This is a genomic window from Streptomyces sp. CB02261 (assembly GCF_001905665.1).
Classification (GTDB): domain Bacteria; phylum Actinomycetota; class Actinomycetes; order Streptomycetales; family Streptomycetaceae; genus Streptomyces.
In genome coordinates, this window is record NZ_LIVX01000009.1 from 70,758 (window position 1) to 97,515 (window position 26,758).

The 26,758-nt window shown below is 71.5% G+C and carries 21 protein-coding genes; 5 read left to right on the forward strand and 16 right to left on the reverse strand.

What is annotated here, in order from left to right; translation table 11 throughout:
• Window positions 1-97: 97 nt before the first annotated feature.
• Together AMK29_RS27120 and AMK29_RS27125 are read right to left on the reverse strand one after the other, a co-directional pair.
• Window positions 98-610, reverse strand: a complete 513-nt coding sequence (locus tag AMK29_RS27120; protein WP_073818024.1) for a MarR family transcriptional regulator — start codon at window positions 608-610, stop codon at window positions 98-100.
• A complete protein-coding gene (locus tag AMK29_RS27125; protein WP_073818026.1) occupies window positions 607-1,086 on the reverse strand; it encodes a MarR family winged helix-turn-helix transcriptional regulator in 480 nt (159 codons plus the stop codon). The genes AMK29_RS27120 and AMK29_RS27125 overlap by 4 nt, the downstream gene beginning before the upstream one ends.
• 151 nt (window positions 1,087-1,237) lie before the next feature.
• On the opposite strand from AMK29_RS27125, the gene AMK29_RS35995 reads away from it, so the two are divergent.
• The 3 genes from AMK29_RS35995 (at window position 1,238) to AMK29_RS27140 (ending at window position 2,797) form a co-directional block, all read left to right on the forward strand.
• On the forward strand, window positions 1,238-1,717 hold the full coding sequence (locus tag AMK29_RS35995) for a hypothetical protein (protein WP_073818027.1): 480 nt from the start codon (window positions 1,238-1,240) through the stop codon (window positions 1,715-1,717).
• Window positions 1,718-1,802: 85 nt separating this feature from the next.
• On the forward strand, window positions 1,803-2,429 hold the full coding sequence (locus AMK29_RS27135) for an RNA polymerase sigma factor (RefSeq protein WP_073818029.1): 627 nt from the start codon (window positions 1,803-1,805) through the stop codon (window positions 2,427-2,429).
• Complete coding sequence (locus AMK29_RS27140; RefSeq protein ID WP_073818031.1) at window positions 2,426-2,797, forward strand: hypothetical protein; 372 nt, start codon at window positions 2,426-2,428, stop codon at window positions 2,795-2,797. Before AMK29_RS27135 ends, AMK29_RS27140 begins: the two co-directional genes overlap by 4 nt.
• Before the next feature lie 93 nt (window positions 2,798-2,890).
• On the opposite strand, the gene AMK29_RS27145 is transcribed toward AMK29_RS27140, so the two are convergent.
• The 4 genes from AMK29_RS27145 to AMK29_RS27160 all read right to left on the reverse strand — a co-directional run bounded on the left by AMK29_RS27145 (window position 2,891) and on the right by AMK29_RS27160 (window position 7,808).
• A complete protein-coding gene (locus AMK29_RS27145) occupies window positions 2,891-3,292 on the reverse strand; it encodes an LppU/SCO3897 family protein (RefSeq protein ID WP_073818033.1) in 402 nt (133 codons plus the stop codon).
• 121 nt (window positions 3,293-3,413) lie between these two features.
• Complete coding sequence (locus AMK29_RS27150; RefSeq protein WP_073818035.1) at window positions 3,414-5,006, reverse strand: serine/threonine-protein kinase; 1,593 nt, start codon at window positions 5,004-5,006, stop codon at window positions 3,414-3,416.
• Window positions 5,003-5,533: a hypothetical protein gene (locus AMK29_RS27155; RefSeq protein ID WP_079197167.1), complete on the reverse strand. Its 531-nt coding sequence runs from the start codon at window positions 5,531-5,533 to the stop codon at window positions 5,003-5,005. The genes AMK29_RS27150 and AMK29_RS27155 overlap by 4 nt, the downstream gene beginning before the upstream one ends.
• Before the next feature lie 211 nt (window positions 5,534-5,744).
• Complete coding sequence (locus AMK29_RS27160; protein ID WP_073818036.1) at window positions 5,745-7,808, reverse strand: N-6 DNA methylase; 2,064 nt, start codon at window positions 7,806-7,808, stop codon at window positions 5,745-5,747.
• A 171-nt stretch (window positions 7,809-7,979) separates the two neighbouring features.
• On the opposite strand from AMK29_RS27160, the gene AMK29_RS27165 reads away from it, so the two are divergent.
• A complete protein-coding gene (locus tag AMK29_RS27165; protein WP_073818038.1) occupies window positions 7,980-8,690 on the forward strand; it encodes a hypothetical protein in 711 nt (236 codons plus the stop codon).
• A gap of 125 nt (window positions 8,691-8,815) precedes the next feature.
• Here AMK29_RS27165 and AMK29_RS27170 read toward each other — a convergent pair whose 3' ends face one another.
• From AMK29_RS27170 to AMK29_RS27180, 3 genes are all read right to left on the reverse strand, one after another.
• On the reverse strand, window positions 8,816-9,187 hold the full coding sequence (locus AMK29_RS27170) for an SUKH-3 domain-containing protein (protein ID WP_073818040.1): 372 nt from the start codon (window positions 9,185-9,187) through the stop codon (window positions 8,816-8,818).
• Window positions 9,188-9,341: 154 nt separating this feature from the next.
• Window positions 9,342-10,004, reverse strand: coding sequence for a tetratricopeptide repeat protein (locus AMK29_RS27175; RefSeq protein ID WP_073818041.1), 663 nt, complete (start codon window positions 10,002-10,004; stop codon window positions 9,342-9,344).
• Window positions 10,005-10,054: 50 nt separating this feature from the next.
• The gene (locus tag AMK29_RS27180; protein WP_143202950.1) at window positions 10,055-10,735 is read right to left on the reverse strand and encodes a hypothetical protein; all 681 of its coding nucleotides are present in this window, start codon (window positions 10,733-10,735) and stop codon (window positions 10,055-10,057) included.
• Window positions 10,736-10,877: 142 nt separating this feature from the next.
• Between AMK29_RS27180 and AMK29_RS27185 the strand changes: the two genes are divergently transcribed.
• On the forward strand, window positions 10,878-11,489 hold the full coding sequence (locus tag AMK29_RS27185; protein WP_241845726.1) for a HEAT repeat domain-containing protein: 612 nt from the start codon (window positions 10,878-10,880) through the stop codon (window positions 11,487-11,489).
• A gap of 66 nt (window positions 11,490-11,555) precedes the next feature.
• Here the strand turns inward: AMK29_RS27185 and AMK29_RS27190 are convergent, their stop codons facing one another.
• The 7 genes from AMK29_RS27190 to AMK29_RS27225 form a co-directional block, all read right to left on the reverse strand.
• The gene (locus AMK29_RS27190) at window positions 11,556-12,131 is read right to left on the reverse strand and encodes a hypothetical protein (protein ID WP_143202951.1); all 576 of its coding nucleotides are present in this window, start codon (window positions 12,129-12,131) and stop codon (window positions 11,556-11,558) included.
• Window positions 12,124-12,690, reverse strand: coding sequence for a hypothetical protein (locus tag AMK29_RS27195; protein WP_073818047.1), 567 nt, complete (start codon window positions 12,688-12,690; stop codon window positions 12,124-12,126). The genes AMK29_RS27190 and AMK29_RS27195 overlap by 8 nt, the downstream gene beginning before the upstream one ends.
• A gap of 119 nt (window positions 12,691-12,809) precedes the next feature.
• Window positions 12,810-13,826: a hypothetical protein gene (locus tag AMK29_RS27200; protein WP_073818049.1), complete on the reverse strand. Its 1,017-nt coding sequence runs from the start codon at window positions 13,824-13,826 to the stop codon at window positions 12,810-12,812.
• Between the two features lie 88 nt (window positions 13,827-13,914).
• Complete coding sequence (locus tag AMK29_RS27210; protein ID WP_241845727.1) at window positions 13,915-24,564, reverse strand: LamG-like jellyroll fold domain-containing protein; 10,650 nt, start codon at window positions 24,562-24,564, stop codon at window positions 13,915-13,917.
• 269 nt (window positions 24,565-24,833) lie between these two features.
• The gene (locus tag AMK29_RS27215) at window positions 24,834-25,454 is read right to left on the reverse strand and encodes a BMP family ABC transporter substrate-binding protein (protein WP_073818050.1); all 621 of its coding nucleotides are present in this window, start codon (window positions 25,452-25,454) and stop codon (window positions 24,834-24,836) included.
• The gene (locus AMK29_RS27220) at window positions 25,451-25,789 is read right to left on the reverse strand and encodes a hypothetical protein (protein ID WP_073818051.1); all 339 of its coding nucleotides are present in this window, start codon (window positions 25,787-25,789) and stop codon (window positions 25,451-25,453) included. The genes AMK29_RS27215 and AMK29_RS27220 overlap by 4 nt, the downstream gene beginning before the upstream one ends.
• A 106-nt stretch (window positions 25,790-25,895) precedes the next feature.
• Window positions 25,896-26,648: an N-acetyltransferase gene (locus AMK29_RS27225; protein WP_073818053.1), complete on the reverse strand. Its 753-nt coding sequence runs from the start codon at window positions 26,646-26,648 to the stop codon at window positions 25,896-25,898.
• Window positions 26,649-26,758: the final 110 nt, after the last annotated feature.

Consider the following 26,758-nt stretch of genomic DNA (forward strand, 5'->3'; position numbering starts at 1 on the left):
CGGCGCGGGCTCCTGGCTGCCGCGACGCGGTTCGGGCGGGCGCCGATCAGGCCGGTGCGATCCGGTGCGTCCCGGTCGGCGCCGCCGAGGCCGCCGATCAGGCGGCCGTGCTCCGGTTCGACCGGGCGGCCGCCAGTTCGGCGTTCGCGCGCTCGGTGATCAGGGTCAGCACGCGGCCCGCGGCGGCGAGGTCCTCGGCCGGGATGCCGGCGTACAGCCGGGTGGAGATCTCTGCGGACTCGGCGCCGGTGGTCTCGTACAGCTCCCTTCCGGCGTCCGTGAGCCGCAGCCGGGACGTGTCCGCCGGGTCCGCCTCCAGCAGGTGGGCGTCCGTCAGCTCGTCGATGACGCGGAGCGCGTCCGAGGTGTCGCTCTTCAGGGAGCCGGTGACGGCGTCGGCGAGCGCGTCCCGGCCGACGGACGCGCCGGCGGTCCCCCCGGCGAGGACGACGGCCCGGAGCGTCACGCTCTGCTCGAACGTGATGCCGTGGCGGGTGAGGACGCCCTCCAGGAGGGCGCGGGCGGCGTAGTGCGCCAGGGCGATGACCCGTCCGTCGGTCGTGGGCGCGGTGGCGGGTGCGGTGGTGGTGGTGGGTGCGGTGGTGGTCATGACTGCTCCTCGTTCTCGGTGGGCGGATCGAGAGGTGCGTCGAGCAAGGTCGCGAGGTCGCGGGTGAACTGCCGGGCGCGCGGGTCGTCCTGCCCGCCGAGCGGTGCGAGCAGCTGGTCGAGGAGGCCCTGGACGACCCGGATCGCGCGGCGGGTGACGTCGCGCCCTTCCTCGGTGAGCGTCAGCTGCATGGCGCGCGGGTCGTCCGGGTCCCGGGTGCGGGTGACGAGTCCGGCGGCCTCCAGGGCGCGGGCGAGTTTGGAGACGTACAGCGCTTCGAGCCCCGTGTGGTCGGCGAGGCGGCGCTGACTGGGCCGCAGCCCGGCGCGCGACATGCCGTACAACGACGCCATCAGCGCGTACTGGGCGTGGGTCAGGCCCAGCGGTCCGACCGCCCGGTCGACGGCGACTCGCCACTTCATCGACAGGCGCCAGACCAGGAACCCTGCCGTAGCTCTTTCGGCTGCTTCACTCACACGAGATACCGTACATAGCTACTGTAGCCATGGCTACTATCTTTCTCGAAACTTTCCCGGCCTAGGTCGCAACCTCGGGTGGCGACGCACGTCTGGTGGGTTGAAGGCGCCCTTCAGACCGTGTTTCCGTCCCACTCCTCGGGAGAACCCCATGTCCAGCCACGCCAAGCGGACGTTCCGCGCCCGCCCCCGGATCCTGGGCGCCGTCACCGGTGTCGCCCTGCTCCTCGGCGGCGGCTTCGCCGCGCAGGCCGTCGCCGACTCCGGAGCGAAGCCCACGCCCGCCCCCGCGCCCGCCGTGCCGGACGCCGCCCCGGCGGCGGACGGGGACTCGGCCGCAGCCCCGGCCCCCGCCGCCCCGGCCCCGGTCCCCGCCCCGAAGGTGGTCGAGGCGGGCAGGCCCACCGCCGCACCCGCCCCGGCCACGCCGGCGCCCGCCGCTCCCGCGCCCGCTCCCGCGCCCGGCGTCGCGGTGAAGCCCACCGCCGCACCCGCGCCGGCGGCTCCGGCCGCTCCGGCCGCCCCCGCCCCGTCCGTGCGGCCCGACGCCGGCCCCGCCCCGGCCCCCGCGCCCGCCCCGGCCCAGGACGCGCCCCGCGTGGTCGCCCCCGGCACCGGCATCGGGAAGTAGCACCAGCACCACGGAGCGGGCGGCCGGGCCGGGCTTCCACGGCCGCCCCGGCCGCCCCTCCGCCGACGCAGTGAGGACCTCGCCGTTGTCGTACGCCATACCCGCCGCCGCACCGCCGACCTGGTGGTCCCGGCTGCTCGCCCGCATGTCCTCCCGCACCGGGAACGCACCGGCGTGGGAGCGCCGGCCGCGGGACCTCGGCCACGCCCCCGGCGCTCACGAGCCGCCGCCCACGCTCACCGACCTCTACCGGGCGCGCCGGCTCGACATGGTGCGGCTCGCGCTGTTCCTCGTCGACGACCTCCCCACCGCCGAGGACGTCGTCCAGGACGCGTTCGCCGCCGTGTGCAGGACGTACGGCACCTCCCTCCGCGGACTCCAGGACCCGGGCGCGTACCTGCACACCGCCGTGGTCAACGCCGCCCGTTCCGTACTGCGCAGGCGCCGCACCGCGCGCGCGTACACCCCGCCCCACCCGGGTGCCGGCGCACCCGTCGACGAGGGGCTGCTGCTCGCCGAGGAGCACCGGCACGTCCTCGACGCGCTCGCGGAGCTGACCCGGCGCCAGCGCGAGGTGCTGGTCCTGCGCTACTGGTCGGAGCTGACCGAGGCACAGATCGCCCAGGCGCTCGGCCTTTCGCGCGGCACGGTGAAGTCCACCGCGAGCCGCGCCCTCGACGCCCTGGAGAAGAAGCTGGAGGCGGGCCGATGAGACCGCTGACACCGCACGACGAGGACCGCCGCTCCCCCGTCGAGGACAGGCTGCGCGCCGCGTTCGCCGCCCGGGCCGCCCTCGTCACCCACCGCGACCTGCGGCGCGACGCGCCCCCGCGGGGGCGCGCCTGGGGCGCGCGCCGGGTGCGCGGGGTCGTCCTCGCCGGGCTCGGCGCCGCCGTCGCCGTGGCCGCCGCGTATCTGCTCGTCCTGGCGCCCGGCGGTCCGGTCACCCCCGCTCCCGTGCCGCCCGCCCGCTCCCCCGGCGTCGGCGTGCCGACGACACCGCCGACACCGCGGCCGGCCGCCCCGCCCACGCCGTCCGTGGCCGGGTCGGGCGCCCCGGGGCCGCTGGGACTGCCGTAGCCGGTGAGGGCATGGCAAAGGGCCGGAACCCCCCGTGGGATCCGGCCCTTTCCCGGCCTCGCGGCGCGCGACCGCTTCGCGCGGACCGCCCGACTACTTCGCGGGGACCGCTTCGAGGCAGAGGACGAACTTGTCCGAGTTCAGCTGCTGAGCGAGGGCCGTGACCTCCGCGCCGCACTTGTTCACGTCGAAGGTGTCGTCGTGGACCTTGACGACCTTGTACAGGTCCGGCTTGCCGGAGGAGCAGTCCGTGGTCTCGACCTCGGGGGCGTTGTCCGGGCCGGTCACGGTGACGCACTCGCCGGTCTGCGCGTGCACCGGGGCGTCGCCCGTGAGGTGCGGGAGGCCGAGCTTCACGGCGATGGCGACGGCGATCGCGATGACGACTCCGCCGACCTTCTTGAGGATGCGGCTGCCCTTCTTCGCGGGGGCGGCGGGCTGCTGCTCGGGAGCGGCGGGCTGCTCGGGAGCGGGGGGCGCGGACGGCGTCGTCATGTGATGTTCCTTGCGAGCGCGGACATGATCAGACGCGAACGTTACATGCACCAAAACGGGCAAAAAGGATCACGAAGATCCACTTGCTGATCAGTTGCACAGTCGTGACTCTGTCGTTCCGTCAGGAACCCGGTCCCAGCCGCCGTTGGTGCTCAAGCACGCGCCGCACGTCCACCGGAAGCGGGTGATACGGGCCGTACGCGCGCTCGGCGTCGAACAGCAGCCGCTGGAGCTGGTCCTGCCCCGCCGTGTGCTCGCCCGCCGCCACGAGGAGCAGCGCGATCCGCTGCCGGATGTCGAAGACCCGGGCGGCATCCCCCTCGTAGTACGGCAGGACCGCCCGGAACTCGGCGAGCGCGGCGGCCGTCTCCCCGAGCTGCTCCAGGCACAGGCCCGCGTCGTACCGGAACTGCACCGCCTGCGGGTCCGCCGGGCCCGCCTCCGCCTCGCGGTCCGCCGCGAGGCGGCGCAACTCCGGCAGGGCGCGCCGGTACTGACCGTCGTCCATCAGTGTCGACGCGTACTGCTTGCGCAGGATGCGGACGACCGGCGAACGCTCACCGTGCTCGGCCGACGCGGCGGGAAGGATCCCGCCGAGGACGTCCACGGCCTGCGTCAACGAGCCCTCCCCGAGCAGCCGCTTGACCTCGTCGACGGCGGCGGCGACATCGGGCCGGGGCGGCGCGGGCGGAGGAGTGGGGGCGACCGGCGAAGGGGTGGGCATGGCCGGTGCCTGGACCGCCGGCACGGGGACCGCCGGTGACGGGACCGCCGGTGTCGGGACCGCCCCCGCGGGTGCCGTCGGGCGGTCGGGCCAGGGGGCGTGCGGGCGGAGGAACGGCCGGGTCGGGTCCATCGGTCCCGCCGGGGCCCCGCGCGCGGGGAGCAGCGGCAGCAGGTGCTCGTACACCTCGTGCGCGCCGGACGGGCGCTCCCGCGGGTCCTTGGCGAGCAGCCGCAGCACCAGCGCCTCCAGGGACTCGGGGACCTCGGGCCGCAGCTGCCGGAGCGGTACGGGAGGCTCGTACAGGTGCCGGTGGAGGACACCGAGCGCGGTGGACCCCGCGAACGGCACGTCGCCGCTGAGGAGTTCGTGGAGCAGGACCCCGAGGGCGTACAGGTCGGTGGACGGGCCGACGGCGCCGCCCATGGCCTGCTCGGGCGCCATGTACGAGGGGCTGCCGATGGGGGAACCGGTGTGGGTGAGCCGCGTGGTGTCCGCGTCCAGGACGGAGGCGACGCCCAGGTCGAGGACGACCACCGAGCCGTCCGGGCGGACGATCACGTTCCGCGGCTTGAGGTCGCGGTGCACGATGGGCACGGCGTGGACGGCCGCGAGCACCGCGCACAGCTGCGCGGCGACCGAGACCGCCCAGGGCCACGGGTACGGGTCGTGCTCGGCGAGGTGGTCGGCGAGGTCCGCGCCCTCCACGTACTGCATGACGAGATACAGGTCGTCGCCCTCGCTGCCCGCGTCGTGCACGGTGACGAGACCCGGGTGGGCGACGCGCGCGGTCACCCGGCACTCCCGCACGAAGCGGCGCCGCAGCTCGTCGGCGGCGGTCGCGGGTCCCGCCATGGTGGCGGGCCGGAGCAGCTTCACCGCGACCCGGCGGTCCAGCCTCCCGTCGTACGCCGTCCAGACCTGGCCCATGCCGCCCTGACCGATGACGGTGGCGAGCTCGTAACGCCCGCCGATGACACGCCCGTTCACGCCCGGCCTTCGCCCTCTCCGCGGGTACGGAGGAGATCGCTCAACTCGTCCAGCTCGGCTCGGACCTGGTCGATCCGCTGCCCGCCGGGCGGCTGGGGCGCCGGCACGTGCCCGATCGGCTGATACGGGTACGGCGGCCGCGCGGGCGGCGGCGGCACCACGATCACGACCGGGGCGGGCTGGTGGTGCCGGATGTCGACCACCAGGAAGTAGCAGGTCACGATGGCCATCTGGACGAGCAGGGCCACCATGCCGGCGGTGTTCATCCACGTGCCGGCGAACCGCTGCTCCAGCGGCACCACGCAGGCGATGTTGAGGACCAACTGGCCCCAGAACAGGACCCAGTCACGGCCCGACCGCCGCATGATCGCGATCCTGAGCATGGCCACCCACGCGAGGAAGCCCAGGGACAGGACGACCAGGACCGTGAGGAGCACGCGCACGGTGATGGTGGCCGCGGACGGGCCGGTGGCCCGTACCGGCGCGGGCAAGGGTGTGGGCGCGGGTGTGGGCACCTGACCGTACATACGACGCTCCCCCAGACGGATGATCAGGCTAAGAGAGTAAGACGCGCACGGCTCCTGCTCCACGCCCTTACGTCACCGGGGCTCCACGCCTGTACGACCCCGGGTTCGCGCCGGTACGTCACCCCGGTCCCACGCCCGTCCGGCTCCGGGTCCCACGCCCGTCCGGCTCCGGGTCCCACGCCCGTACGAACCCCGGTTGCACCCCGGTACGTCACCCGGGTTCCACGCTCCCGTCGGCGAGCCCGTCGTACAGGCCCTGCACCAGCTGCTCGCCCAGGCGGGCCGCGAGCCGCAGGGCCTCCTCGAACTCGGCGAGGGACTTGAAGTGGGCGCCGTGGCGGCGCTGGTCGGCGAGGGGCAGCCGGGGCAGCTGGAGGCGGCGCACGTCGAGCCTGGTCGCGGTCGACGCGAAGCTGCTGGCCTGCCGGTTGTTGGCGGTGCCGCGCAGGAAGCCGGCGAGGAACCAGGGGTCGAGCGCGGCCGGATCGGGCCGCAGCAGCTGGAGGTTGCGGCCGAGGGCGGCGCCGGCGGTGGCCGCGTCCACGACCCGGGCCACGGAGCCGCCGCCGAGGACGGGGACGACGACGTCGCCCTCGGCCACGAGTACGGGCTCCTCGGCGGGGGCGCCCGCACCGGAGGCCGCACCGCCCGGCAGGGTGCCGGAGGGGGCGCCGCCGGACAGGACGTCGTGCTCGGTGAGGACGGGGACGTCGTCTCCGTCGGAGGCCGTTCCCGAGCCGCCGGTACGGAGCTGGAGGGCGCCGGTGCGGGCCAGTTCGCCGACGGTGGTGAGGGGGCGGGGCCCGGAGCGCGCGGGGACGGGGCTGGGAGCGAGGCCCTGGGTCCTGCGCAGCGTCTCGTCCAGGCGGGCTCGGACGGCGGCGAGTTCGGGGGCGGTGCCGCCGGCGGCGGGGGCGGTGAGGTAGCGGGCGGGCGCGAGGTCGACCTCGTCGTCGAGGAGTTCGATGACGGGGACCGCGCGGGCCACGGACTCCTCGCCGCCCCGTCCGGCCCAGGCGTCGAGGACCGTGGTGCGCAGGGTCGCCCACGGCAGTTTGTCGCGACCCGCGTCCGGGACGAGCCCCGCGGTGTCCACGAACAGCGTCTCCGCCGGCGGCCGCTGGTCCCCGCCCGGCCGGACGAGGACCCAGAGGTGGAGCGGGATGCCGTACGGGGGCGCGGCGCCGGCCGGCAGGGCGACGACGGCCCGGAGCGCGCCGCGGCGCAGGAGGTCGGCGCGGATGCGGCGGCCCGAGCGGCGGGAGGCGACGGCGGGCGGCATGAGGAGGACCGCGGCCCCGTCGGTCCGGAGCCGGGCGAGGGCGTGCTGCACCCAGGCCAGCTCGGATTCGGTACGGGCGGGGAAGCCGTACTCCCAGCGTGCGTCGTAGGCGAGTTCGTCGTGACCCCAGGCCCGCTCGTTGAACGGCGGGTGGCACAGGACCGCGTCGGCGGCCAGGTCGGGGAAGGCGTCGGCACGGAGGGTGTCGGCGGTGGCGGCGCGGATGTCGGCGTCACCGTGGAGGGCGAGCCGCAGGGCGGTGAGGGCGGCCAGGTCGGGGTCGGTGTCCTGGGCGAACAGCGCGGTGGCGTGCGGGACGGCGCGCAGCAGGCCGCCGGTGCCGGAGGCCGGGTCGACGACGGTGGCGAGGGGTCGGCCTTCGGGGGCCGCGGCGGCGGCGAGCTCCGCCATGAGGTCGGCGAGCGGGGGCGGGGTGAGCGTGTACTGACGGGGATTGGCGTCCAGGTGGCGGCCGAGCAGGAACTCGAAGGCCTCGCGCGGGCCCCCCAGCTCGTCGGCGAGCTCGACGGCGGCCCGCAGCAGGGGGACGGCGGGGACCGTCTCGGACGGGGTGGGGGTGCGGACGGCCCTCGGCACGCCGAAACGGGCGGTGAGGGTCTCTTCGAGGGCGGTGGGGAGGACCTCCGCGAGCCGGGCGTCGGGGAGCGCGCCGAGCGCGGTCCAGGCGCGGGGGCGCTCGCGGCGCAGGAGCAGGACGCAGCCGGCGTGGACGAGGGCGGCGACGGTGCCGGAGGGATGGCCGGCGAGCTGCTGCCAGACCCGCTCACGCAGCGGGACCTCCGCGAGTTTGCCCTGGTCGCGGAGCCATTGCTCGATCTCACCGAGGGCGAACGAGGGGCTGGTCTCCGTCCCTCCGACGGGCTTGGGGAAGTCGGCGTGGCGGCGGCGCCAGTTGCTGACGGCGGCCCTGCCGACGCCTGCGAGCCGGGCGATACCCGCGGCGGTGACCTCTGTCGTGCTGTCTTCGGGCACCTGGCCGACTCCCCTCGTACGTGTGCGAACACACCGAGCATACTGCGCACCCTCGTTCACAGCGTGAGCGAACTCAGAATCCGTGAACAGTGTTGACTCGGTTCACAGTCTCTGTTGTGATTACGTCATCGAACACGGAGTCCTCACAGCGCCCCGGAAGGTGCCACAGCCATGTCTCAGCAGCAGCGCAACTGGTTCGCCCGCCACAAGGTCCTCACCGCCGCCGGCGCGGTCGTCGCCGTCATCGTGATCGGCGCGGCGGTCGGCGGGGGCGGCGACAGCGAGTCCCCCACGGCCGGCGCGAAGCAGGAACAGCCCGCGAAGCAGGGCGGCGACGCGAAGGCCCCAGAGGGCAAGGCCCCCGCGGCCCCGGAGAAGAAGGCCGTCACGATCGACGGCGACGGCGACTTCGAGGTGGGCGCGGACGCGAAGCCCGGCCTCTACCGCTCCACGGGCAACAAGGACGCGGGCTGCTACTGGGAGCGCGCCAAGGACGCCTCGGGAGAACTGGAGTCGACCCTCGCCAACGACAACGTGACGGGCACCGCCTACGTCGAGATCAAGGCCTCGGACAAGCTCTTCAAGTCCTCCGGCTGCGGGACGTGGGAGGCCGTCGACCCGAAGGCGAAGGGCACCCCGCAGACCACGCTCAAGGGCGACGGCGGCATGTTCAAGGTGGGCGTCGACATCGCCCCTGGCACCTACAAGTCCACGGGCAACAAGGACGCCGAGTGCTACTGGGAGCGCTCGAAGGACGCGAGCCACGGCACGGACTCGATCCTCGCGAACGACAACGTGACGGGCACGGCGATCGTGAAGGTCACCGCGAAGGACGCCTACTTCAAGACCTCGGGCTGCGGGGACTGGGTGAAGGCGGGCTGAGCCGGACCACCGCCCCGGCGCGACCCGGAGCCACGGTCCGGGTCGCCGGAGAACGAAGAAAGCCCCGCCGAACGCCTCGGCGGGGCTTCCCCGTGCCCCCCCTCGGCGGCCCCACGGGCCGGCCGCTAGAAGAACGTCATGTCCCAGTCGCCCGAGATCAGGGCGCGTACGGACTCCTCGAACCCGTTCGCGACCCGCTGCACCACCCCTTCACCACCGAGGACGATGTCACCGTTCTCCGCCAGGAGAACGCTCTCCCCGGTACTGAAGGCGACGCCCACCGGAAGCGCCGACATGCCCAGGCGCTTCTCGTAGAACCGGAGGTTGAACTCAGCCGCGGCCTCCTCGACGGAGATCGTCAGCGAGGACTCGTCCCCGGTGACGTGCGACGGCCAGAAGACCGTCGTCTCGCCGTACTCCCGGAGGAACGCCACGAGCGCGTCGGTGACGCCGAACCCCGCCTCCTGATAGGCCAGGCGGGCGGCCTCGACGTCCACGGCACCGCAGACGACGCGCGATGCCCCGGTAAACGCCCGCCGGAGAGCCTCTTCCCTCGCCGCGCTCCGGTGGCCACTCATCACGCCTGAACTCCACTGATCATCGCGAACTGCTCGTCGACGGATCATAGGCCGAGGCGCCAGTTCCCGTCGCTTACCGGTACGTGCGTACGGTGCCGATCATCGCCTCCGTCTCGGACGGCCGCCCGGCCTGCTCCCCTGCCCTGCGAATCTGGCTGTCGGTCAGGCGCTTCGCCACCTCGACCGCCCCATGGACGACGTCCGCGTCTCCCGCGCCGATCGCCGCCAGGTACCAGCGCATCGCCTCGGCGTCCTGGCCCGTGGCCACCAAGAGGTCCCCGAGCGGGGTGTACGCCTCGTCGAGGCCGCCCTCGGCCGCCGACCTCAGCAGGGAGGCCACCGTTCGCACGTCACCCTTGCCCCACCACAACTGGGCCAGGTTGAACTGTGCGTACCCGTCCCCCGCCTCGGCCGCCGCCCGGAACAGGCTCTCCGCCCGCTCCAGGTCCTGGACCACCCCGAGGCCGTTCGCGTACAGGAAGCCCAGGCTGCGTCGCCCCACGGCGCTGCCGCGCCCGGCGGTCCGCTCGAACCAGGTGGCAGCGGCGGAGGGGTCCTCCTCGACGTCGAGGAGGACCCCTCCCCAAACGTTCTGCGCGCTGATGTCACCCGCTTCGGCCGCCGCGCGCAAGGCCGGCAAAGACTCGTCGAGCCGGTCGGCGAAAGCGGGGTCGTCGCCGCGGGAGTCGAGGAGGTCCTTGACGCTCCGCGCGACGTCGGAAAGCTGTTCGACCATGGCACAGGACCCTATCGTCGTCCCGCCTGCCCGCAGGGACGGAGCATGCTCTACTCGGCGACCCCGAAGGCCCTCAAGGTCTCGTACGCGGCCAGCCGCTCGGCGAAGTTCGGGGAGCGGCGCGGTGCCACGGCGACGATCGAGTCGAACGGCGTCCCGTCGAAGCGATCGACGGCGATCTGCGCGAAGAGAGGCAAAGCCTGCGCGTCCACGTCGGCGATCCGGTCCCGGTGGAGCAGGAACTGCGTCTCCGGATCACGGCGCACCAGATGGCCGGGAACGTAGTACAGATCGGCCTCGGCGAACTCCGCCTCGCTGATGTCGAGCGCCCACTCCGTCGCGGGATCGGCCTCGGCGTAATACCGCAGCGCCCCTGCCAGAAAGGCCTCCCGGACATCCTCGGACAAGCCGAAGTTCGGCGAGGTCGCCATCAGCGGACCGATGCGCCCCCGCAGGGTGACCCGACGGAACACGCAGCCCGTCAGATGCGTCAGCGACGACAGGGCCAGCCCGTCCACGCGTACGTCCTCGAACCGGACCCCGTCCGCGGCGGACCGCTTCACCGTGAGCTTCTCCGCTACGACGTTCCGCACCACGAGCCCGAACCCGGGGTCGTCGAACTGGGCCACCGAGCACCCGTGGAACTCGCACCTCACGAACTCCACGTCCGCGAGCTCGCGGCCGGAACCGATGACCTTGCGGCCCTGGAACTTCTGCTTCTCGATGCGCACGCCCACCGCCTGATGAGGAGCCCGCGGACCGGGCGACACCCTAACGCCGTTATAGCCCTGAAGCGACTGCACCCCCGTCACGGTCTAGCGTTCGGCAGGGGATCGACAGAGGTCTACGGAAAGGCGGACGGTGGCGCTGTCCTTGGCAGAGGCTCTCCTGCGACTCGACGACCGGGCATCGGCGAAACGCCGCTCGGCCGCGCGGCGGCTCCACGCGCTGGCGGACGAAGCGGCGGGCCCGGCGCTGTTCGAGGCGCTGCGACGCGAGGTCGGCAATCGCCGCACCTGGGAGACGAAGTACGAGATGGTCATGGCGCTCGGGGCGTGCGGTCACGTGCCCGCCGTCGGATTCCTGTCCGAACTGGCTCAGCGGCCCACGGACGACACCGCGCTCTATGCGGCCCTGGGGGACGCGATCGTGCGACTGCGAGGTCCTCAGGAAGGATTCGCCGCACCACTGGAATGGTGCCTGGACAGCGGGAATCCCCTGCTCATCGACGGCGCTCTCCACGCCGTCGCCGCAGTACGCGCCCCCTTGGACGCCGCGACCGTCGACCGCGTCCTGGACGTCCTCGATCCGCTGGACCCCTACGACGGACTGCGCTACTGGGCCGCCGTCGCGGCGGCGGAATGGCCCGGCGACCGGGTGACCACGTTTCTGGCGACCTGTGCCGCCGGCCCCCGCGCGGACGTGGCCGACGCGGCGGCCACGTCCCTGGAGGCCCGGCGCCGACGGCTGGAGGATCAGACCTGAAAAACCGTCTCCTCCGGCCGCCACCAGCGCGTCGGCCCCGTGCTCCGTTGCGCCCCCCGGCGGCCCCTAGGCCCGGAGCCAGCGCTTCAGCGCGTTGCGGTACTCCATGGACGACTCGCCCGCGGCGAAGCGGACGTCGTACGAGCCCGCCGCCGACAGGTCCGCGTCGGCGGCCAGCAGGCGGGCGGCGAGCTCCGACTGACCGGCGCACTCGAACGCCACCCAGCTGGTCCACTCATCGGGCGCCTCGACCCCGTGGCGGTCGAACTCCAGGGCCACGTCGATCGCCGCCGCCATGACGTCCGCGACCCCCGCCTCCCCGGACCGGTGCCAGGAGGCCAGTCCCTCGACGGCCCGTACGGCCGCGTCGACCGCCGGGGCACTCGCGTGCGCCACCGGCGAGACCTTCCGCCGCACGGCCGCGAGGAGCGGTACGGATTCGAGCTGGAATTCCCGCTCGTCCCCCGTTCCGCTCTCCTCTCGCCAGCCGGACTCCACCATCTGCGTGACGGTGAAGGATTCCTCCCTGGCGGCGAATTTCTCACAGAAGGGCGAGACGACCGAACTCACCCGGGTCGCCACCGCCAGAGCGAGCCACCGCTCTCCCCGCCGCTCGGGCCCCACCCCTACTCCTTCAGACATGCGAGCAAGCCTGCGTCGAGCGCCTGCTCGAGGATGTTCTCCCGCGCCTCGCGCCGGTCGTGACTCGTCCCCCGCGCACCTCGCTGATCCATGCGAGCTGCTCGTCGACGGCCCTGCGGCAGAGGTCGTTCTCGTGTTCGTCCTCGACGCTGACGACCCTTCCCAGCGCCGCGAAGGACAGCACCGACTCGTAGAACGAGGAGAGGGCCTCCACGAGCTCCTCCGCGTCCCGACCGACGAGGAAGCCCGCGTACTGGGCGACCCCCTGACTCAGGGAAGCGGCCGCGAAGGGAGCCTTGCCGTCCTCCCAGTCATAGCCCTCAAGGAACGGCTCGCGCCGGGCAGGAGTGAAGTCCGCGACATTCCGGACGGATCGGAACTCTTCCAGGGCGCGCCGGCAGAAGGCCACCGTCTCCTCGACGAAGAGGTCCTCCAAGGGCCGACCGAAGACGTCGAGGGTCGCCTCGAACACCCTCAGTCCGAGAACACGAAGGGGCTCGGGCGGCAATTCCAGCAGATCATCCGCGAGTCGGCCGACCTCGACGTCCCACAGAGTCACCGCTTCCCCTCGGGGCTTTGCTCGGCGGCCGACCAGGCTCCTCGGAGCCCACCCAGCCGTGCTTCGAAGTGGTCGAGACAGCCCCACCGAGCGACTCGGAGGGACTGTCCGGATCGTCCTCAGCCCTGGAAGAAGAACCGCGGTGCGTGCTCCGCATCGTCCGGGCAGGAGAAGACGTTCATCGAGCCCCAGCGGCCGACCGTGACGTGCGTCGGAATGTTGGCGTCCATCGCGTCGGCCGTCGCCTGGTCCTCCAACGGGATCCAGCTGCGGCTGCCGGCATCCCATTCGCGGCTCGCCACCGTGAGCAGCAGGTCCATCGGACGGCCGCACGCGCACACCACCGGACCCGCGTCCGTGGAGTTCCAGGCGGCGAATCCGCCCGTCTTCCAACCCGGGGCGACCGACAAGTCGGACCAGTACAGGACCGAGTCCTCGTCCTGTTCCTCCTCGTCGCCCTCCCATTCCTCGATACGTGCCTGGAGATCCGCCGGCAGCAGGTCGAAGTCCTGGTGCTCGACCACAGTCTCCGGGTCGAGGACGCACGGCGAGGGGACGTAGCCCTCCGACCCGACCACCACCGGCTCCGGCTGGTCGGCCAGCACCTCACCGACCTCGGCCGCGCTGCGCCACAGCAGCCGCACCGCCGGCTCGTGCTTACCGTGATGCGCGTCGAACGGGCACCAGAGGACCTGGAGCAGGTCCCGATCGGCAGGACCCCCGAGTCCCGGAACGTCCCTGCGGTACAGCTGCGCCACAGCCAGCAGCGGGATGGGGTCCGTGTCCTCCAGCCATGGGGCGTGTCGCCCACGCTTGAAGGAGCTCAGGATCTCCCCCTCCTCAGCCGTCGGACCCGGCTGAGCCCCGGGCGCGGGCGTCCTGCCCCACGCCTCGGCAAGGATGCGGCGGGTGGTCCGCACGTCCTCCGTCCGGTCGCCGTAGCGGCGCCGGTGAGGCTCCGTGCACACCGGCCACGGCTCGTCCGCGGGCCACAGGAAGGGGCCGCCCACCGAGCTGTCCCCGACTCCGGGCGTACCGGGCCTGGGGTGCAGCCGCGTCGCTGTCGCACGGTACGCCGCGAGCTCCGGAAACAGCGCTTCGGCGTCGACGGGGCGGGGCGGGGTCGTGCGGGTCATGGAGCTCCTCAAACAGTACGGGCGCAACAGGTTAGTACCTGTTGCGCCCGTACTCATGTGGGGAGCCCCTCTTCCTCCTAGTCGTGCCTCACCTCACCGGCGTCCGCACACCGGCGGCCGGATTGTCCAGGAATCCGCTCAACTGGAACCCCCGGTTACCGAAGGCCTCGAACTCCAGCCTGATCGGGATCGGATTGCCCGCGCCGTAGATGGGCTTGACCGAGTACTGCACGGTCTCGCCCTTCTTCACCGCGTTGTAGATGGGTGCCTCGATCAGGTCACGCATCAGCGGGCTGTTCACCGGATCCTGGGTCAGGGTGACCAGGTTCCTGCGGGCGTACTTGCCCTTTCCGGCACCGCCGAGGCGACCGGCGAGGAGATGACCGCGCGCCTCGTTGAAGTTCGTGCCGTGGCCACGCCAGCCGGGTGTCCGGGTCTTGCCGGCCTCGGTCCCCTTGTCCAGCATGCTGGGCGTGACCGAGGCGTCGATGCCCTGCGGACGCCCGAGGTCGTCCAGGCCGCGGTAGCGCACCTGACCGCCCCAGGCGAACTGGTCCTGCTTCGCCTTGGCGTTGCAGTTGTGGACCAGGAGCGCCGCGTCGCCGGCCACCACGAAGTACGTGTGGAGACCGTCGACGGTCAGGTCGTACGTGACGGCCGTGTCGACGTACATCCGGGTGTTCACGACGACGGCCGAGGAGCCGTCGGCCGTCTGCAGCCGGTCGCCGCCCTTCAGGTCCATGGCGCGCTTCCACGTGTTCGTGGACGCGTCGTAGATCTGGTGGAGCGCCGTCGTCTGCAGCTTCTTCTCGCCGCTCACGGTCTTGACGGTCACCGTCACGTAGTCACGGTCGTGATTCGTGACGTGGACCTTCGTGACCTCGTGCGTCTCCTTGGCCTTCTTGCCGGGTTCGGAGGTCAGGACCTTGTCGCCGGTCTTCACCTTGCTGATCGGCTTGACCTCGCCAGACGCGAGGACCACGGGCGTCGCACCGGTGAAGCTGTGGCAGCCTCCGCCCTTCGCGGTCGCGGCGCCGAAGACACCGCCCATTCCCGCGCCGATGGCCGTGGCCTTCGCCGCGCCGCCGACGCTGCAGCCCTCCTCGCTCCTGACGCAGGAGGTGCCGTACTCGACCGCACCCGTCGCCGCGCCTTCGGCGGCGCCCTCGGCGGCGCCGGAGACGATCTTGCCGAGGGTGCCGGACATCAGCTTCCCCGCGGCGTTCGCCGCGAGCCTGCCGCCCACGCCGCCGACCGCGCCGGTGAGCGCGCCGACGCCGACAGCCATCGCGAAGCCGCCCAGCGTCTTCGGACCGTCGCTCATCGCGTAACCGACGGCGTTGCCCGCGGCTCCCGCCAGAGCGGCGCAGCCAATGGCACCGACACCGGCCGTGAGCGCGGTACAGCCGGCGAAGACCGCGATGCCGACGGCGACCGAGGCGATGGTCGAAGCGTGTTGCTTGACGAAGTTGGCCGTCGCCTTGGCCGCCTTCTTGACGGCCTTGCCGACCTTCTTGGCCGCCTTGACCACCTTCTTGGCGACGTGTTTGACCGCCTTGGCGACCCTCCGCACGGTCTTCTTGACGTGCTTGACGACCTTGTGGACGACGCGTTTCACCCGGTGATACGTCCTCTTGACGTATCTCTTGACCTTTCTGACGCTGTCGGCGACGTACCGGACGGCCTTTCTGACCGCCCGCTTGGCCCGCTTCACCACCTTCTTCACGGCCCGCTTGACGGCCTTCGCCGCCCTCTTGACGACCTTGGCGGCCTTCTTGACCGTGGCCTTCGTCTTCTTGTAGGCCGACTTGACGGTCTTCTTGACCTTCTTGGCGACCTTCTTGACGGCCTTCTTCGCCCACTCGAACCAGTGGCCCGTGGGGTCGACACCGGTCAGCGGGTTGCCGTTGGCGTACGCGTAACGGTTGGCCCCGATGGAGTTCGGGAGACCGCCCGTGGCGACCGTGTCACGGCTGTTGAACTGGCCGGTCTGGGGCGAGTACCAGCGCGCGGCCATGTTGACCTTGGACGTCTCCGGATCGGTCCAGCCCGACTGATAGCCGAGTGCTCCGAGCATCCCGGAGGTCTGCAGGACCTTTCCGAACGGTGAGTACGTCGTCGATCCCGTCAGCGCCTCACCCGTCGCGGTGAACTGCGCCACCACGTCGTCGTGCATGTCCGTCAGGGCGAGCACCGACGACACCGCCGTCTTCACGCCCATCAGTGAGCCGTCGGCGTTGCGGCTGTAGGACGTCACACCGTCCGAGGCCACGTCGTTGCCGGCGCCGCTGTACTGGAAGGAGTGAATGGCCGCGCCGGTCTCGTCCTGGGCTGAGAGCAACCGGTCCATGCCGTCGTAGGCGTAGGTGCGGTCCCCCTCCTGGATGACCCGGTTGAAGGCGTCCGCCTTCACCTGCGTCGTGCGGCCGCCCTCGTCCGTCACCGCGCTCATCGTGCCGCGAGAGGTGTAGGCGTAGGAGCTGTGGCCGTCGGACGTGAGGCGGTTCCTGGCGTCGTACGTGTACGTGTCGCCGCCCACGCGGGTCCGGTTGCCGGACGCGTCGTAGCCGTAGGCCTCCGTCGTCGTCCCGTTGTTCCAGGACGTCAGACGGTTGGCCCAGTCGTACGTGTACGTGTTTGTCGTAGCGCCCGCGACCCCCTTGGTGATCTTGGACGTCTCGTTGTCGTTGGCGTCCCAGCCGTAGGTGGTGGAGGCGAGCTCCTTGCCCGACGGCGAGATCAGCCGGTCGCTGGTGAGTCGCTGCAGCGCGTCGTAGCCGAAGCTGCGCTTCGACTTACCGGCACCGTAGTCGATCGATGTGACCTCGTCGTTGACGCCGTAGGCGTACGTCGCCGTCGTGCCGGTCGCACCGTCGTTGACGGTCTTGAGCCGGCCGGCGGTGTCGTAGCCGTACGTCGACGCGCCCGAGGCGTCCGTCCGCGCGGTCATCGCGCCGTCGCCGTTCCAGGCGAACGACGAGGATCCCGACGGGCCGGAGGCCGACAGGAGCAGGCCCCGGTCGTCGTAGGTGAAGGTGTTCTTGGTGTCACCCGCACCCGCGACGGCCGTGATCTGGTCGTCGGCGTCGTAATCGTAGGTGTGGTCGACCGTGACGGCCTCCGCACCATGACCGGACTGCCGCACCAGGCGGCTCTTCACGTCGTACTCGTAGGTGACACTCACGCCACCCGGCGAGCGCATCTCCTTGGCACGGCCCGACGCGTCGTACACCGCGGTGAACGTGCGGTCCGCGAGGTTCGGGTGCGTCGGCGTCGACGGCTCGATGGTCGATTCCGGCATGCCCCACGTGTTGTACGTGGTGATGAACGGGTTGCCTCGTCCGTCGGTGAACCGGGTGAGATTGCCGGCCACGTCATAGCCGTACGTCGTGGTGATCGACTCGGTCGCTGAGACCGGCTCCACCAGCTTCGTGACGAGACCTGTCGGGTCGTACGTGAAGGTCTTCGTGTGACCGCGGTAGTCCGTCAGCGTGACCGGGTTGCCCATGCGGTCGTACGTGGAGGAGCTGGTGCGCAGCGTGTTGCCCTGCGCGTCCAGGTCGCTCGTCGCGACCAGCAGCCCGAATCCGTCGTAGGTGTTACGGGTGCTGGTGCCGTCCGGGTCCGTCGAGGTGAGGACCTGGCCGTCCATGTCGTACGTGAACTTGGAGGTGTTGCCGGCCCCGTCGGTGGTCTCGATGACCTCGCCCACCGAGTTGTACTTGTACGACTCGGTGACTCCGGTCGCGGAGATCGTCCGGGACAGCTCGCCGCCCGGGGCGTTGTACTCGTTGATGTCCGTGTACGCCCGCTGGGTCGGCTGGCGCACGATGTCCGTGCTGGTGACCGGCCGCTCCAGGTAGTCCCAGGTGGTCTCCTGCCGGGCACCGCTCGGTCGGGTGGCCGAGAGCTGGTCGCCGTTGGTGTCGTAGGTATACCTGGTGGTGCCGCCGCCGGGCTCCGTGACCGAAGCCAGGTCGCCGAGCTGCGTGTAGCTGTAGGTGGTGCGGTTGCCGAGCGGGTCGATCTCCGCGGTCACCTGGCCGAGCTTGTTGTACTCGTTCCAGGACGTGGCCCGCATCGGGGTGGAGGTCCCCGGCGCCACGTACTCTGGCGAGGTGTTGGAGGCCTCCTGCCCCTCGGCGTCGTAGGCAGTCACCGTCACGTTGCCGAGCGCGTCCGAGGACTCGGTCGGCTCACCGAAGGTGTTGTAGCCGGTCATGGAGACGGGGCGGACGGAGACCGGGGTCCCGCCGTTCTGCTCCGCGTTGACGGCCGGCTCCGTGACGGAGGTCTGCTGACCCGCCTCGTCGTAGCCGTAGTCGGTGCTGTTCCCGACCTCGTCCGTCATCTGGACGGGCAGGCCGCGCTGGTCCAGCTTCCAGCTGGTGGTGCGGACGCTGCTGCCGGCAGCCGGCAGGGTGCCGCCCTTGACAGCGGTGATCTGCGCCGCGGTCAGGGCCTCGGAATAGACCTGGACGTCGTCGAGACCACCGAGGTGGTTCTCGGCGTAGGCGTCCTTGTACCAGCGGCGGCCCAGCTGCAGGGGTCCGGTGGACTCCCACGGCGTGGTGAAGGCGGCCGGGGTGCCCGTCGCGACACCGTTCACGTACAGCCGGAGCTGCGCGCTCGCCTGGTCGTACACGCCGACCAGGTGGGTCCACGTGTTGACCGCGACCGCGGCGGTGCCGGACGAGACCCGGACGATCGCCGGATCGTAGGTGTCGGTGGCGTGCCGGTTGAAGGTCCAGCCGGAGGCCGTCGAGTAGTACAGCTGGAAGCCGCTGGCCTCCTCGCCGTCCTGGGCGACGAACGTGCGGTTCGCCGCGGTCGACGTCAGCTTGACCCAGGCGGAGACCGTGAAGCTGCCCGCCGTGTTCACCACGGGGCCCGAGGTCTGCGCCCACGAGTTGGCGTCACCGTCGAAGGCGGCGCTGCCGCTCCGGTCGGTGTTCCAGTGCATACCGGTGCCGTGGGTGCCGGTGCTGTTGCCGCCGGAGGAGTCCGCCAGGCCGAAGCCGGTCGTCTCGTCCAGCTTGTAGCGGGCCACCGGGGCCGTGGTGCCGTCGTGGACGGTGTTGCCCGTGACGTTACCCATGCCGTCGTAGCGCGTGTCCGTGGTGGAGGTGTCGCCCGTCGCCGGGTCGTACTCCGTCTCGGTCACCACGTTGTCGTCCGGGTCGTACGAGACCTTCGTCGACCGCGCGAGCCCGTTCGGGTCGAGGACCGAGGAGGTCGTACGGTCGGACGCGTCCACCGTGAAGGTGGTGCGCGTCTGGCCGTCGTCGGTGATCTGCTCGATCAGGTTGCCGGCGGCGTCGTAGGTGTTCGCCTGCTCCGTGAAGGACTTCCCGGCCTGCGGGTCCTTCCGGACCACGGTCGCGGAGAGGCCGTCGTCGGTGTAGGTGTACGCCGTCACCCACCCCATGGCATCGGTGATGGATGCAAGGCGACCCGCCGGGTCGTACGCCCGCGACTCCTGGACCAGGGTCGTCGGCGGCGACGGGTTGTACGGGTCGCCCGTGTAGTTCAGCAGGTTGGTGGTGAGCGGCCGCTGTTCGGCGTCGAAGGTGTAGGTGTTGACGTTCCCCGCGGGGTCCGTCTCCTTCACCTTGTTGCCGTAGGCGTCGTACTCGAACGACGTGGTGTCGCCGCCCGGGTCCGTCCTGGTCGCCATCCGGTTGTACGCGTCGTACGTCATCGACGTCGTGCGCGCCGTGTCGCCACCGGTAAGGTCGACGACCGACTGGGACAGGATGTTGCCGTCCGCGTCGAACGCCGTCGTCGTCCGCGCCTGGTGCACCGCGCCGGTGACCCGGTTGGTGACCTTCGGGTCGGTGTCGGTGACGACCTGGTCGTTCTTGTCGTACGTCTGCGAGGACGTCAGTCCCGCGGGGTGGGCGTCGGAGATCTCGGTCTTGCTGATCTGCCGGCCGAGGTTGTCGTACGTATACCGCACCTTGGCACCGTTGGCGTCGGTGATCTCCGCGAGGTCACCGTTCGCGTAGTACGTGTACGACGTCTTCTTGCCGCCCGGGGTCGTGACCTGGGCGACGAGCCCCGCGGGGGCCTTCGCCGTGCCGCCCTCCATCGCCGGGGTGGCGGTGGTGGTGTACGTGGTCGTCGCCGTGCGGCCCGCCGGGAATCCGGGGACCGGCGGCGTGGTGACCGCGGTCAGGTTGCCGGCCGTGTCGTAGCTGTACGACGTCTTGTACGTGTCGTCCGTCGGGCCCGACGACCGCCCGTCCCGCTCGGTGAGCACGAGGTCGTTACGGAGGTCCATCGGCGGGAAGGCCGTGGTCGCGTCCGGGAAGTACGTGTAGTACTCCGTCGAGCACTTGCCCGCGGCCGTGTTCTGGCAGGTGGTCTGGGAGACCGCGTTGCCGCGCACGTCGTGGCCGGTGATCGAGCGGTTGCCGTTGGCGTCCGTGATGGTGTGGAGGAAGCCGCCGGTGTCGTAGCCGTAGGTGGTGCGCTTGCCCTCGGTGTCGATCGCGGTGAGCAGGCGGTTGCCCATCTCCGCGTCGTACACGTAGGTCAGCGTCTTGTTGGTGGGGTCGGTCAGCTTGACCGTGCGCACCGGGGCGATCCCGGAGGACGCCTTGTAGCCGGACCAGTGGGTGGCGACGTCGGCGTCGGTCAGGCCCTTGGCGTGGACCGCGACCTCGGCGATGGAGCCGGTGAAGTAGCTGACGGCGCCCGGCGAGCTGTACCAGTTGGTGCCGAAGCCGGCGCCGACGAACGTCCGCGACGTCGTCTGGTCGCTGGGGGCGCCGGTGCAGGTGCCCTGCTTGACGCCGTCGAGGTAGAGCGTCTGCGTGGTGCCGGCGGCCGACAGGACGGCGTGGTGCCACTTGTCGTCCGTGACCGTGCCCGTGGATCCGAGCGTGGCCGCGCCGTTGCAGGTGGAGCTCCACCAGTGGCCGTGCAGCTTGTTGTCCGCGCCGACGTAGAGCAGGTTGCTCCAGCTGCCGGTGACCCCGCCCGGGTTGTTCGGGGCGACGCTCTGGTCGCTCATGATCACGCCGGGCTCGGCCGTCTTGAACCACAGCTCGACCGAGCGGTCCGGCTTGGCGTGCAGCGGGCCGTACGGGATCTCCACGAAGGAGCTGGTCCCGTCGAAGGTCGCCGCCGTCACGTCGTCCGCGCCGAAGGGGCCTTCGGCGCCCTGGGTGACGTTGTTGTAGGTGCCGAAGCCGGTGTTGACCTGGTTGGCGGCCTGCGCCGCGGCCTGGGTGTCGTCCAGGCGCCAGTAGCCGGCCGGGGCGGTCCCCATCACCGAGGAGCGGTAGACCTGCGAGGAGCCGGTGATCGTGGCCGGGTTGAGCTTCCAGGTGCCGCCGTTGCCGTCGGTGGCCTGGAGGACCAGGTCGTCGGTGGTGCCGTAGACGACGGAGGTCTGGGTCTTGCCGCCGGGCGTGGTGATCGTCTGCAGCAGTCCGGCGGACCGCTTGGCGGCCTGGTGCTGCGTGGCGATCACGGCCGCGCTGAGCGGCTCGGAGTAGACGGCCACCTCGGCCATCTGGCCCGCGAAGTGCCCGAGCTGGTCGTTCGGGTTCATCGACGGCCAGCCGTCGGTGTTCACGCCGGCGCCCAGGGTGATGTAGGGCTGCACCCAGTCGTTGATGGTGCCCGCGAGGGAGCCCTGCGCGACGCCGTCCAGGTACAGGGTCTGGGTGGTGGCCATGCCGGTGAGGACCGCGTTGTGCCACTGGCCGTCGGTGACGGTGGCGGTGGACGTGATCGTCGACATGCAGCCGGGCGACATGGCGAGGCAGCCGCGCAGCTTGCCGTCCATGCCGACGTAGACCGCCGGGGTGTTCTTCGTGGTGTTGGCGACCGGGTTGGGGTCGCTCAGCGGCTTGTCACCGTAGTAGAAGAGGACACCGCCGGCCTGCGTGGTCTTGAACCACAGCGAGACCGTCGTGTAGGAGGGCGTCGCGCCGGGGGCGCTCGGCATCTCCACGTACGAGGTCGTGCCGTTGAACGTGGCCGTCTTCTGGGTGGAGCCGGCCAGCACCGAGGAGCTGCCCAGCGTCACGTTCCTGTACGTGCCGTTGTAGCGGCCCTGGTTGGCGGAGATCGTGTCGGACGCGAGCGTGCCGGAGGTCTCGCCGAGCCGCCAGTAGGCGAACGGGTCGGCGTCCAGGACCGTGGTGCGGTAGTGGTTGCCGGTGGCGTAGGTGTACGTCGTGCACTTGGTCCAGTCGGCCGGCGGGCACACCTTGGTGAGCTGGTCACCGGTGTAGCCGTACTGCCAGGTCTGGACCGTGGTGGCGTCGCCCGCGGTCGACGGGTCGGTGAAGACCGTCTGGACGTGCGGCACCGTCGCGCCGGCCGGGGTGAACCAGGTCAGGCCCAGCGAACGCTTGGACGTGGTGTTCGTGATCTTCGTCAGCTGGCGCGAGGCGTTGTACTCGAACGTCTCGGCGCGTCCCGCGAAGTCGACGATGCCGGAGATCGCGTAGACCCCGGTCTTCCCGGTGGGCTGCCTGAGGGAGTAGGCGGTGAAGTCCTTGTCCGTCAGCTTGTAGCCGACGGGTGAGGTCGTCACCGCCTCCAGGCGCGCGTACCGGCCCAACGGGGGCACGAACGTGCCGTCGGTGTTGCGGCCGAAGGCGACCTGCTCACCGCCGGGGTAGGTGATGACCACGCTGGTGACCGTGCCCGCGCCGTCCTTGACCTCGGTCGCCTTCATGTCGGCGATCGTGGACCAGCCCGCGCCGAAGGCGCCGTCGATCCGCGGGTCGAGGCTGTTGTAGGAGCGGTCGATCTCCAGGGACGGGCCGATGACGGGGACGTCGGCGTCGGTGTCCTCGGTCGTGTAGTTGCCGTCCGACGGGTCGAACTCGTGGCCGTCGGTGTTCTGCGCCAGACCGGAGGTGACCGGCGGCTGGGGGACGGCGGTGGTGAAGCTGCCCGAGTGGACGATCTCCGTCGTGCCGTCGCTGACGCCGACGAGCCACTCGTAGTTCGTCGACCACTTGAGCTTGCCCGCCGGGATCTTCCAGTTGCTCTTGGTCAGAGCGCCGGAGGAGACGACGAGGGTGGTGCCGTCGTAGACCTCGTAGGTGTACGACAGCGGGCTCGGGCCCTTGTCGGCGTCGCTCGCGTAGACGAGCAGCTCCGGCTGGAGGGAGTTGGCCTGGAAGTTGTCCGGCGGGTACGAGGCGTTGACCTGCGGCGCGGTGTTGGCCGTGTACGTCAGGTCGAGGGCCGGGCGGAAGCCGGCGGTCGCCGAGTTGTCGGAGTGGAACTTCTTCCAGTGCAGCATGTCGTTGGTCGGCGCGGTGAGCGCCAGGCCGTAGTTCGCCGCGCCGCCGGCGACCTGGTTGAACCAGGTCGTGTTGAGGGACACCGGCATCTTCACGCCGACGCTCGCCGAGTTCCCGGTGTTGGAGCAGGAGGCTCCGGGGGCGGGCGTCGCCGAGCCCATGGCCGCGCCGAAGGCGGGGCCGGGGTAGCTGGTGACACCGGACGGGGTCCAGGACTGGGTGACGGGGTGCACCGAGAACGACTGGGCGGCGCAGGTCGAGGACCAGAGCGCGTAGACGTTCAGGGTGGCGGCGGTGACCCGCTTCCCGGCGAGGGTGGTGCCCAGCGAGGAGAACTGCAGGAACGAGTTGGTCTTGTTCGTACCGGAGTCGTACGAGCCGACCTTGATCTGCGTCTCGGTGGAGTGGTCGCCGCCGATGGTGTTCTGCGTGTACGTCGAGTTCGACGCGGTCACCGTCGGGTCGACGGTCACCGGGTAGACCCGGGCCGGGTCGTCGAGCCACGTGCGGTCCGCGGTCATCCGCAGGGCCGGCTCGCCGTCCACGGTGATGAGCTCGTAGGTCACGGCCCGCGACTGGGCGGGGTCACCCGAGCGGGGGTCGATCTTGGAGTCCTCCATGAACGCGTGCGGGATGGTCGCGGTGACCTTGCCGTTCGCGTCGGTGAACTCCACGTCGCCGTCGGCGGCTATCCGGGGGGTGAGCCCCTTCACCGCGAGCGGGAAGACCCAGGAGTTCGCGGCCCGCGGCGAGCGCAGGACGATGTTCTCCTTGAAGCCCTCCGCGAGCGGCACGAGCTGCACGTCGGTCTCGGGCAGGACGCCCGGGTAGGTCACCGTGCCGTTCGCGGCGACGGTGGGCTCGGACCCCGCGGCGTCCTTCAGCGCGTACGCCAGCGAGCGGCCCGCGCCGAAGTCGACCGAGGCGAGCTGCTCGTCGGCGGCGTCCGGGGCGAACTCCACGTCGAGCGAGTTCGCGCGCTGCTGGAGCCGGCCGTCGGTGTCCTCGGTCAGCCGGGTGTCGATCGGCTTCCACGAGCCGTCGGCGCCCTTGAAGTTCGCGCGGCCGGGGAAGTGGCGCACGGTGGTGGAGCCGTCGGCGTTGACGTAGAAGTCCGAGGTCGCCGTCGACTTCTTCGCGTCCCGCTTGCTGGTGCGGGCGTCGAAGCTCTTGGCGTCGCCCCGGGCGGCGCCGGTCTTCGACGTGCCGGGGCGGTCGGTCTCCCGCTCGAACGGGTCGAGTTCGCCCTTGCCCTTGCCCGGCTTGCGCCCGGCCTCGCCTTCGAGGCTCGTGGCGTCGGCGGAGGCGTGGTGGCTCTTGCCACGGGCCGTGCCGCCCTGCTGGTCAGGGGTGTCGAGGGGGTTCTCGTGGAGCCACTTCCACAGGCCCGAGAGGGACATCTGGGGCATGCGCACCGGTTCGAGCGTGACCCCCAGGGCGAGGGCCGACTCGGTGGTGAGCATGAGGAAGAACGAGATGAGTACGGAAAGAGCCGTAGCCCTCAGCCTGCGTCTGCCGGTGCGACCCGGTGGGAACAGGCGAGGGCTACGGACCCGGCGTATACGCATGGGCCAGCCTTTACTAACGCGATGCTTACAAAGCCTCGCGAGCCTGCCCGATGACGGTTCACCAGTTCGCACCAGGGTAGCGCTTTTTACCGTCCCTTTACCCAAGGGATGGAACTCTTCCGGATTGTCCCCGCCCCCGGTCCCGCGCGGGCGACCGGGAGCCGTCAGCCCTCGGCGACCAGTCGCTTCAGCGTCGCCGTGATGTCGCTCTTCAGGGACGCTCCGGGCGCCACCCGGACCAGGTTGTCGTGCGCGGCGCCGCCCTCCTGGGCCACCGTCACGAACCGGACCTTCGGATTCTTCTCCACCGCCGCTTCGGCCGCCGCCACCTGCGGGGCGCCCGAGGCGACGACGATCTCGCAGTCCCGCTGCACCAGACCGTTGAGGAACGGGCGGGCGTTCGCCACCGACTGCTCGCCCATCACGGGCACGAACGTCACACGGATGCGCTTGTCCACGGACGCCGCCTGCATCCCCTCCCACACCGGGGCCGCGGGCGCGCCCGACACGATGCCCCGCTCGTCGGTCAGCAGGCAGGCGTCGTAGTCCTGGTAGGCGCGGGCCCGGGGGTCGGGCGGGGTGCCCCGCTCCTCCGACTGGGCGAACATCCGGGCGCCCAGGAGTCCGAGGACCAGGACCAGGACGGACCCCAGCGCCCAGCCGACCCGGCCGCGCAGCGCCCCCGCCCCGGCGGCGAGCACCCCCGAGACCCTGGTCCCGGACTGCGCCGCTTCCTTCCTGGCCGCCTGCCGCTCCGTCTCGCGCCAGGCACGACGGGTCTTCATCGGCCGGTCTCCCTGGCGAACAGGCAGTGCGCGGCCGCACCGACGGTGGAGGTCGCGAGCAGCACCAGGTCGAGGAGGTACGGGAAGCCGTGCGTCTCCTCGGGGGTCAGCGCGATCTGGAAGCACCAGCCGACCGAGACCGCCGTGAAGAGCAGGGCCGCCAGCCAGTCGCCGCGCGTCCCCCGGCGCAGGGCGAGGGTGAGCGACGGGACGAACCCGAGGACGCCCAGGCTCAGCGGCGGGACGAGCGCGAGGGCCGACCGGGCCCACCGGCCCGGCAGCTCCTTGGGCCGCGGGGACTCCGCGCCCTTCTCCCAGTGGACGGCCTCGTTCACGATCGTGGGACCTCTCGCGGATGCGCGCGCCGGGGCGCACGGGTGTACGGCAGGGGACGCCGTACGGTACATCCCCGGCCGTGGAGATCACCCTCCGGGCCCTCGCTCAGACGGCGAGACGGTGCCTGACCCACACGTTGGGCTCGACGTAGACCGCGTAGCCACGCGCGGCCTCGCAGTGGACGGGGACGAGCGCGCCCTCGACCTCGACCGGGCCGTCGGTGTCGAAGGGGAGGCCGGTCCACTGCCGCCACTGCCCGACGGATCCGGCGACGGTCATCGAGGCCGGTGCGACCGCCTCGATGACGCCGCCGGCGCGCACGTGGACGCGGAGCCACGGGTCGTGCGGCAGGCCGTCGGCCTCGCGGGTACGGAAGGCGTACTCGTGGATGGAGGCGTCGGCCTCCAGGTGCTTGCCGTTGGGGCGGACGGGCGCGACGAGCTCGGAGAAGCCGCGCGCGGTGACGTTGGCCCGCATGGCGGCCAGCATCCGGTGCGAGACGCCCTGGCCGAGGGCGGTCGTGTCGACCGTGATCTCGATGGCGCTGACGGTGTCGGCCTCGCGGCCGTGCTTCAGGTCGGAGAACGCCCAGAGCAGCACCTCGTCCCAGCCCCGGGCGGGCAGCTCGCGGCGGCCGTCCATGTCCAGGCGGAAGGGGACGCTGAAGCCCCGGGCGACGACCTTGCCGTCGGCGTCGGTGGCGACGAGGACGAACTCGGGGAGGTGGCGCACGATCTGCCCGATGTTCGCCCAGCCCACCGGGTCGTACATCATGAACTCGGGCCAGAGGTCACGCATGCCCCACATCGGCCCTTCCAGCTCGGGGCGTTCGGCGAGGGTCGATATGTTGAGGTCCATGGGGGCAGGGTAAAGATCGCTTCCGACCCGGCCAACCGGTTTTCCCGGCGAGGGCCCCCGCCACGGAAGGTCCTCCGTCCGCACGGCCCCGGCCACGGAGGCTTCTTCTT

Coding starts and splice junctions, on each gene's coding strand:
- AMK29_RS27120 (WP_073818024.1), bottom strand. CDS start 610: ATGACCACCACCGCACCCACCACCACCACCGCACCCGCCACCGCGCCC.
- AMK29_RS35995 (WP_073818027.1), top strand. CDS start 1,238: ATGTCCAGCCACGCCAAGCGGACGTTCCGCGCCCGCCCCCGGATCCTG.
- AMK29_RS27140 (WP_073818031.1), top strand. CDS start 2,426: ATGAGACCGCTGACACCGCACGACGAGGACCGCCGCTCCCCCGTCGAG.
- AMK29_RS27145 (WP_073818033.1), bottom strand. CDS start 3,292: ATGACGACGCCGTCCGCGCCCCCCGCTCCCGAGCAGCCCGCCGCTCCC.
- AMK29_RS27155 (WP_079197167.1), bottom strand. CDS start 5,533: ATGTACGGTCAGGTGCCCACACCCGCGCCCACACCCTTGCCCGCGCCG.
- AMK29_RS27165 (WP_073818038.1), top strand. CDS start 7,980: ATGTCTCAGCAGCAGCGCAACTGGTTCGCCCGCCACAAGGTCCTCACC.
- AMK29_RS27175 (WP_073818041.1), bottom strand. CDS start 10,004: ATGGTCGAACAGCTTTCCGACGTCGCGCGGAGCGTCAAGGACCTCCTC.
- AMK29_RS27190 (WP_143202951.1), bottom strand. CDS start 12,131: ATGTCTGAAGGAGTAGGGGTGGGGCCCGAGCGGCGGGGAGAGCGGTGG.
- AMK29_RS27200 (WP_073818049.1), bottom strand. CDS start 13,826: ATGACCCGCACGACCCCGCCCCGCCCCGTCGACGCCGAAGCGCTGTTT.
- AMK29_RS27210 (WP_241845727.1), bottom strand. CDS start 24,564: ATGCTCACCACCGAGTCGGCCCTCGCCCTGGGGGTCACGCTCGAACCG.
- AMK29_RS27215 (WP_073818050.1), bottom strand. CDS start 25,454: ATGAAGACCCGTCGTGCCTGGCGCGAGACGGAGCGGCAGGCGGCCAGG.
- AMK29_RS27225 (WP_073818053.1), bottom strand. CDS start 26,648: ATGGACCTCAACATATCGACCCTCGCCGAACGCCCCGAGCTGGAAGGG.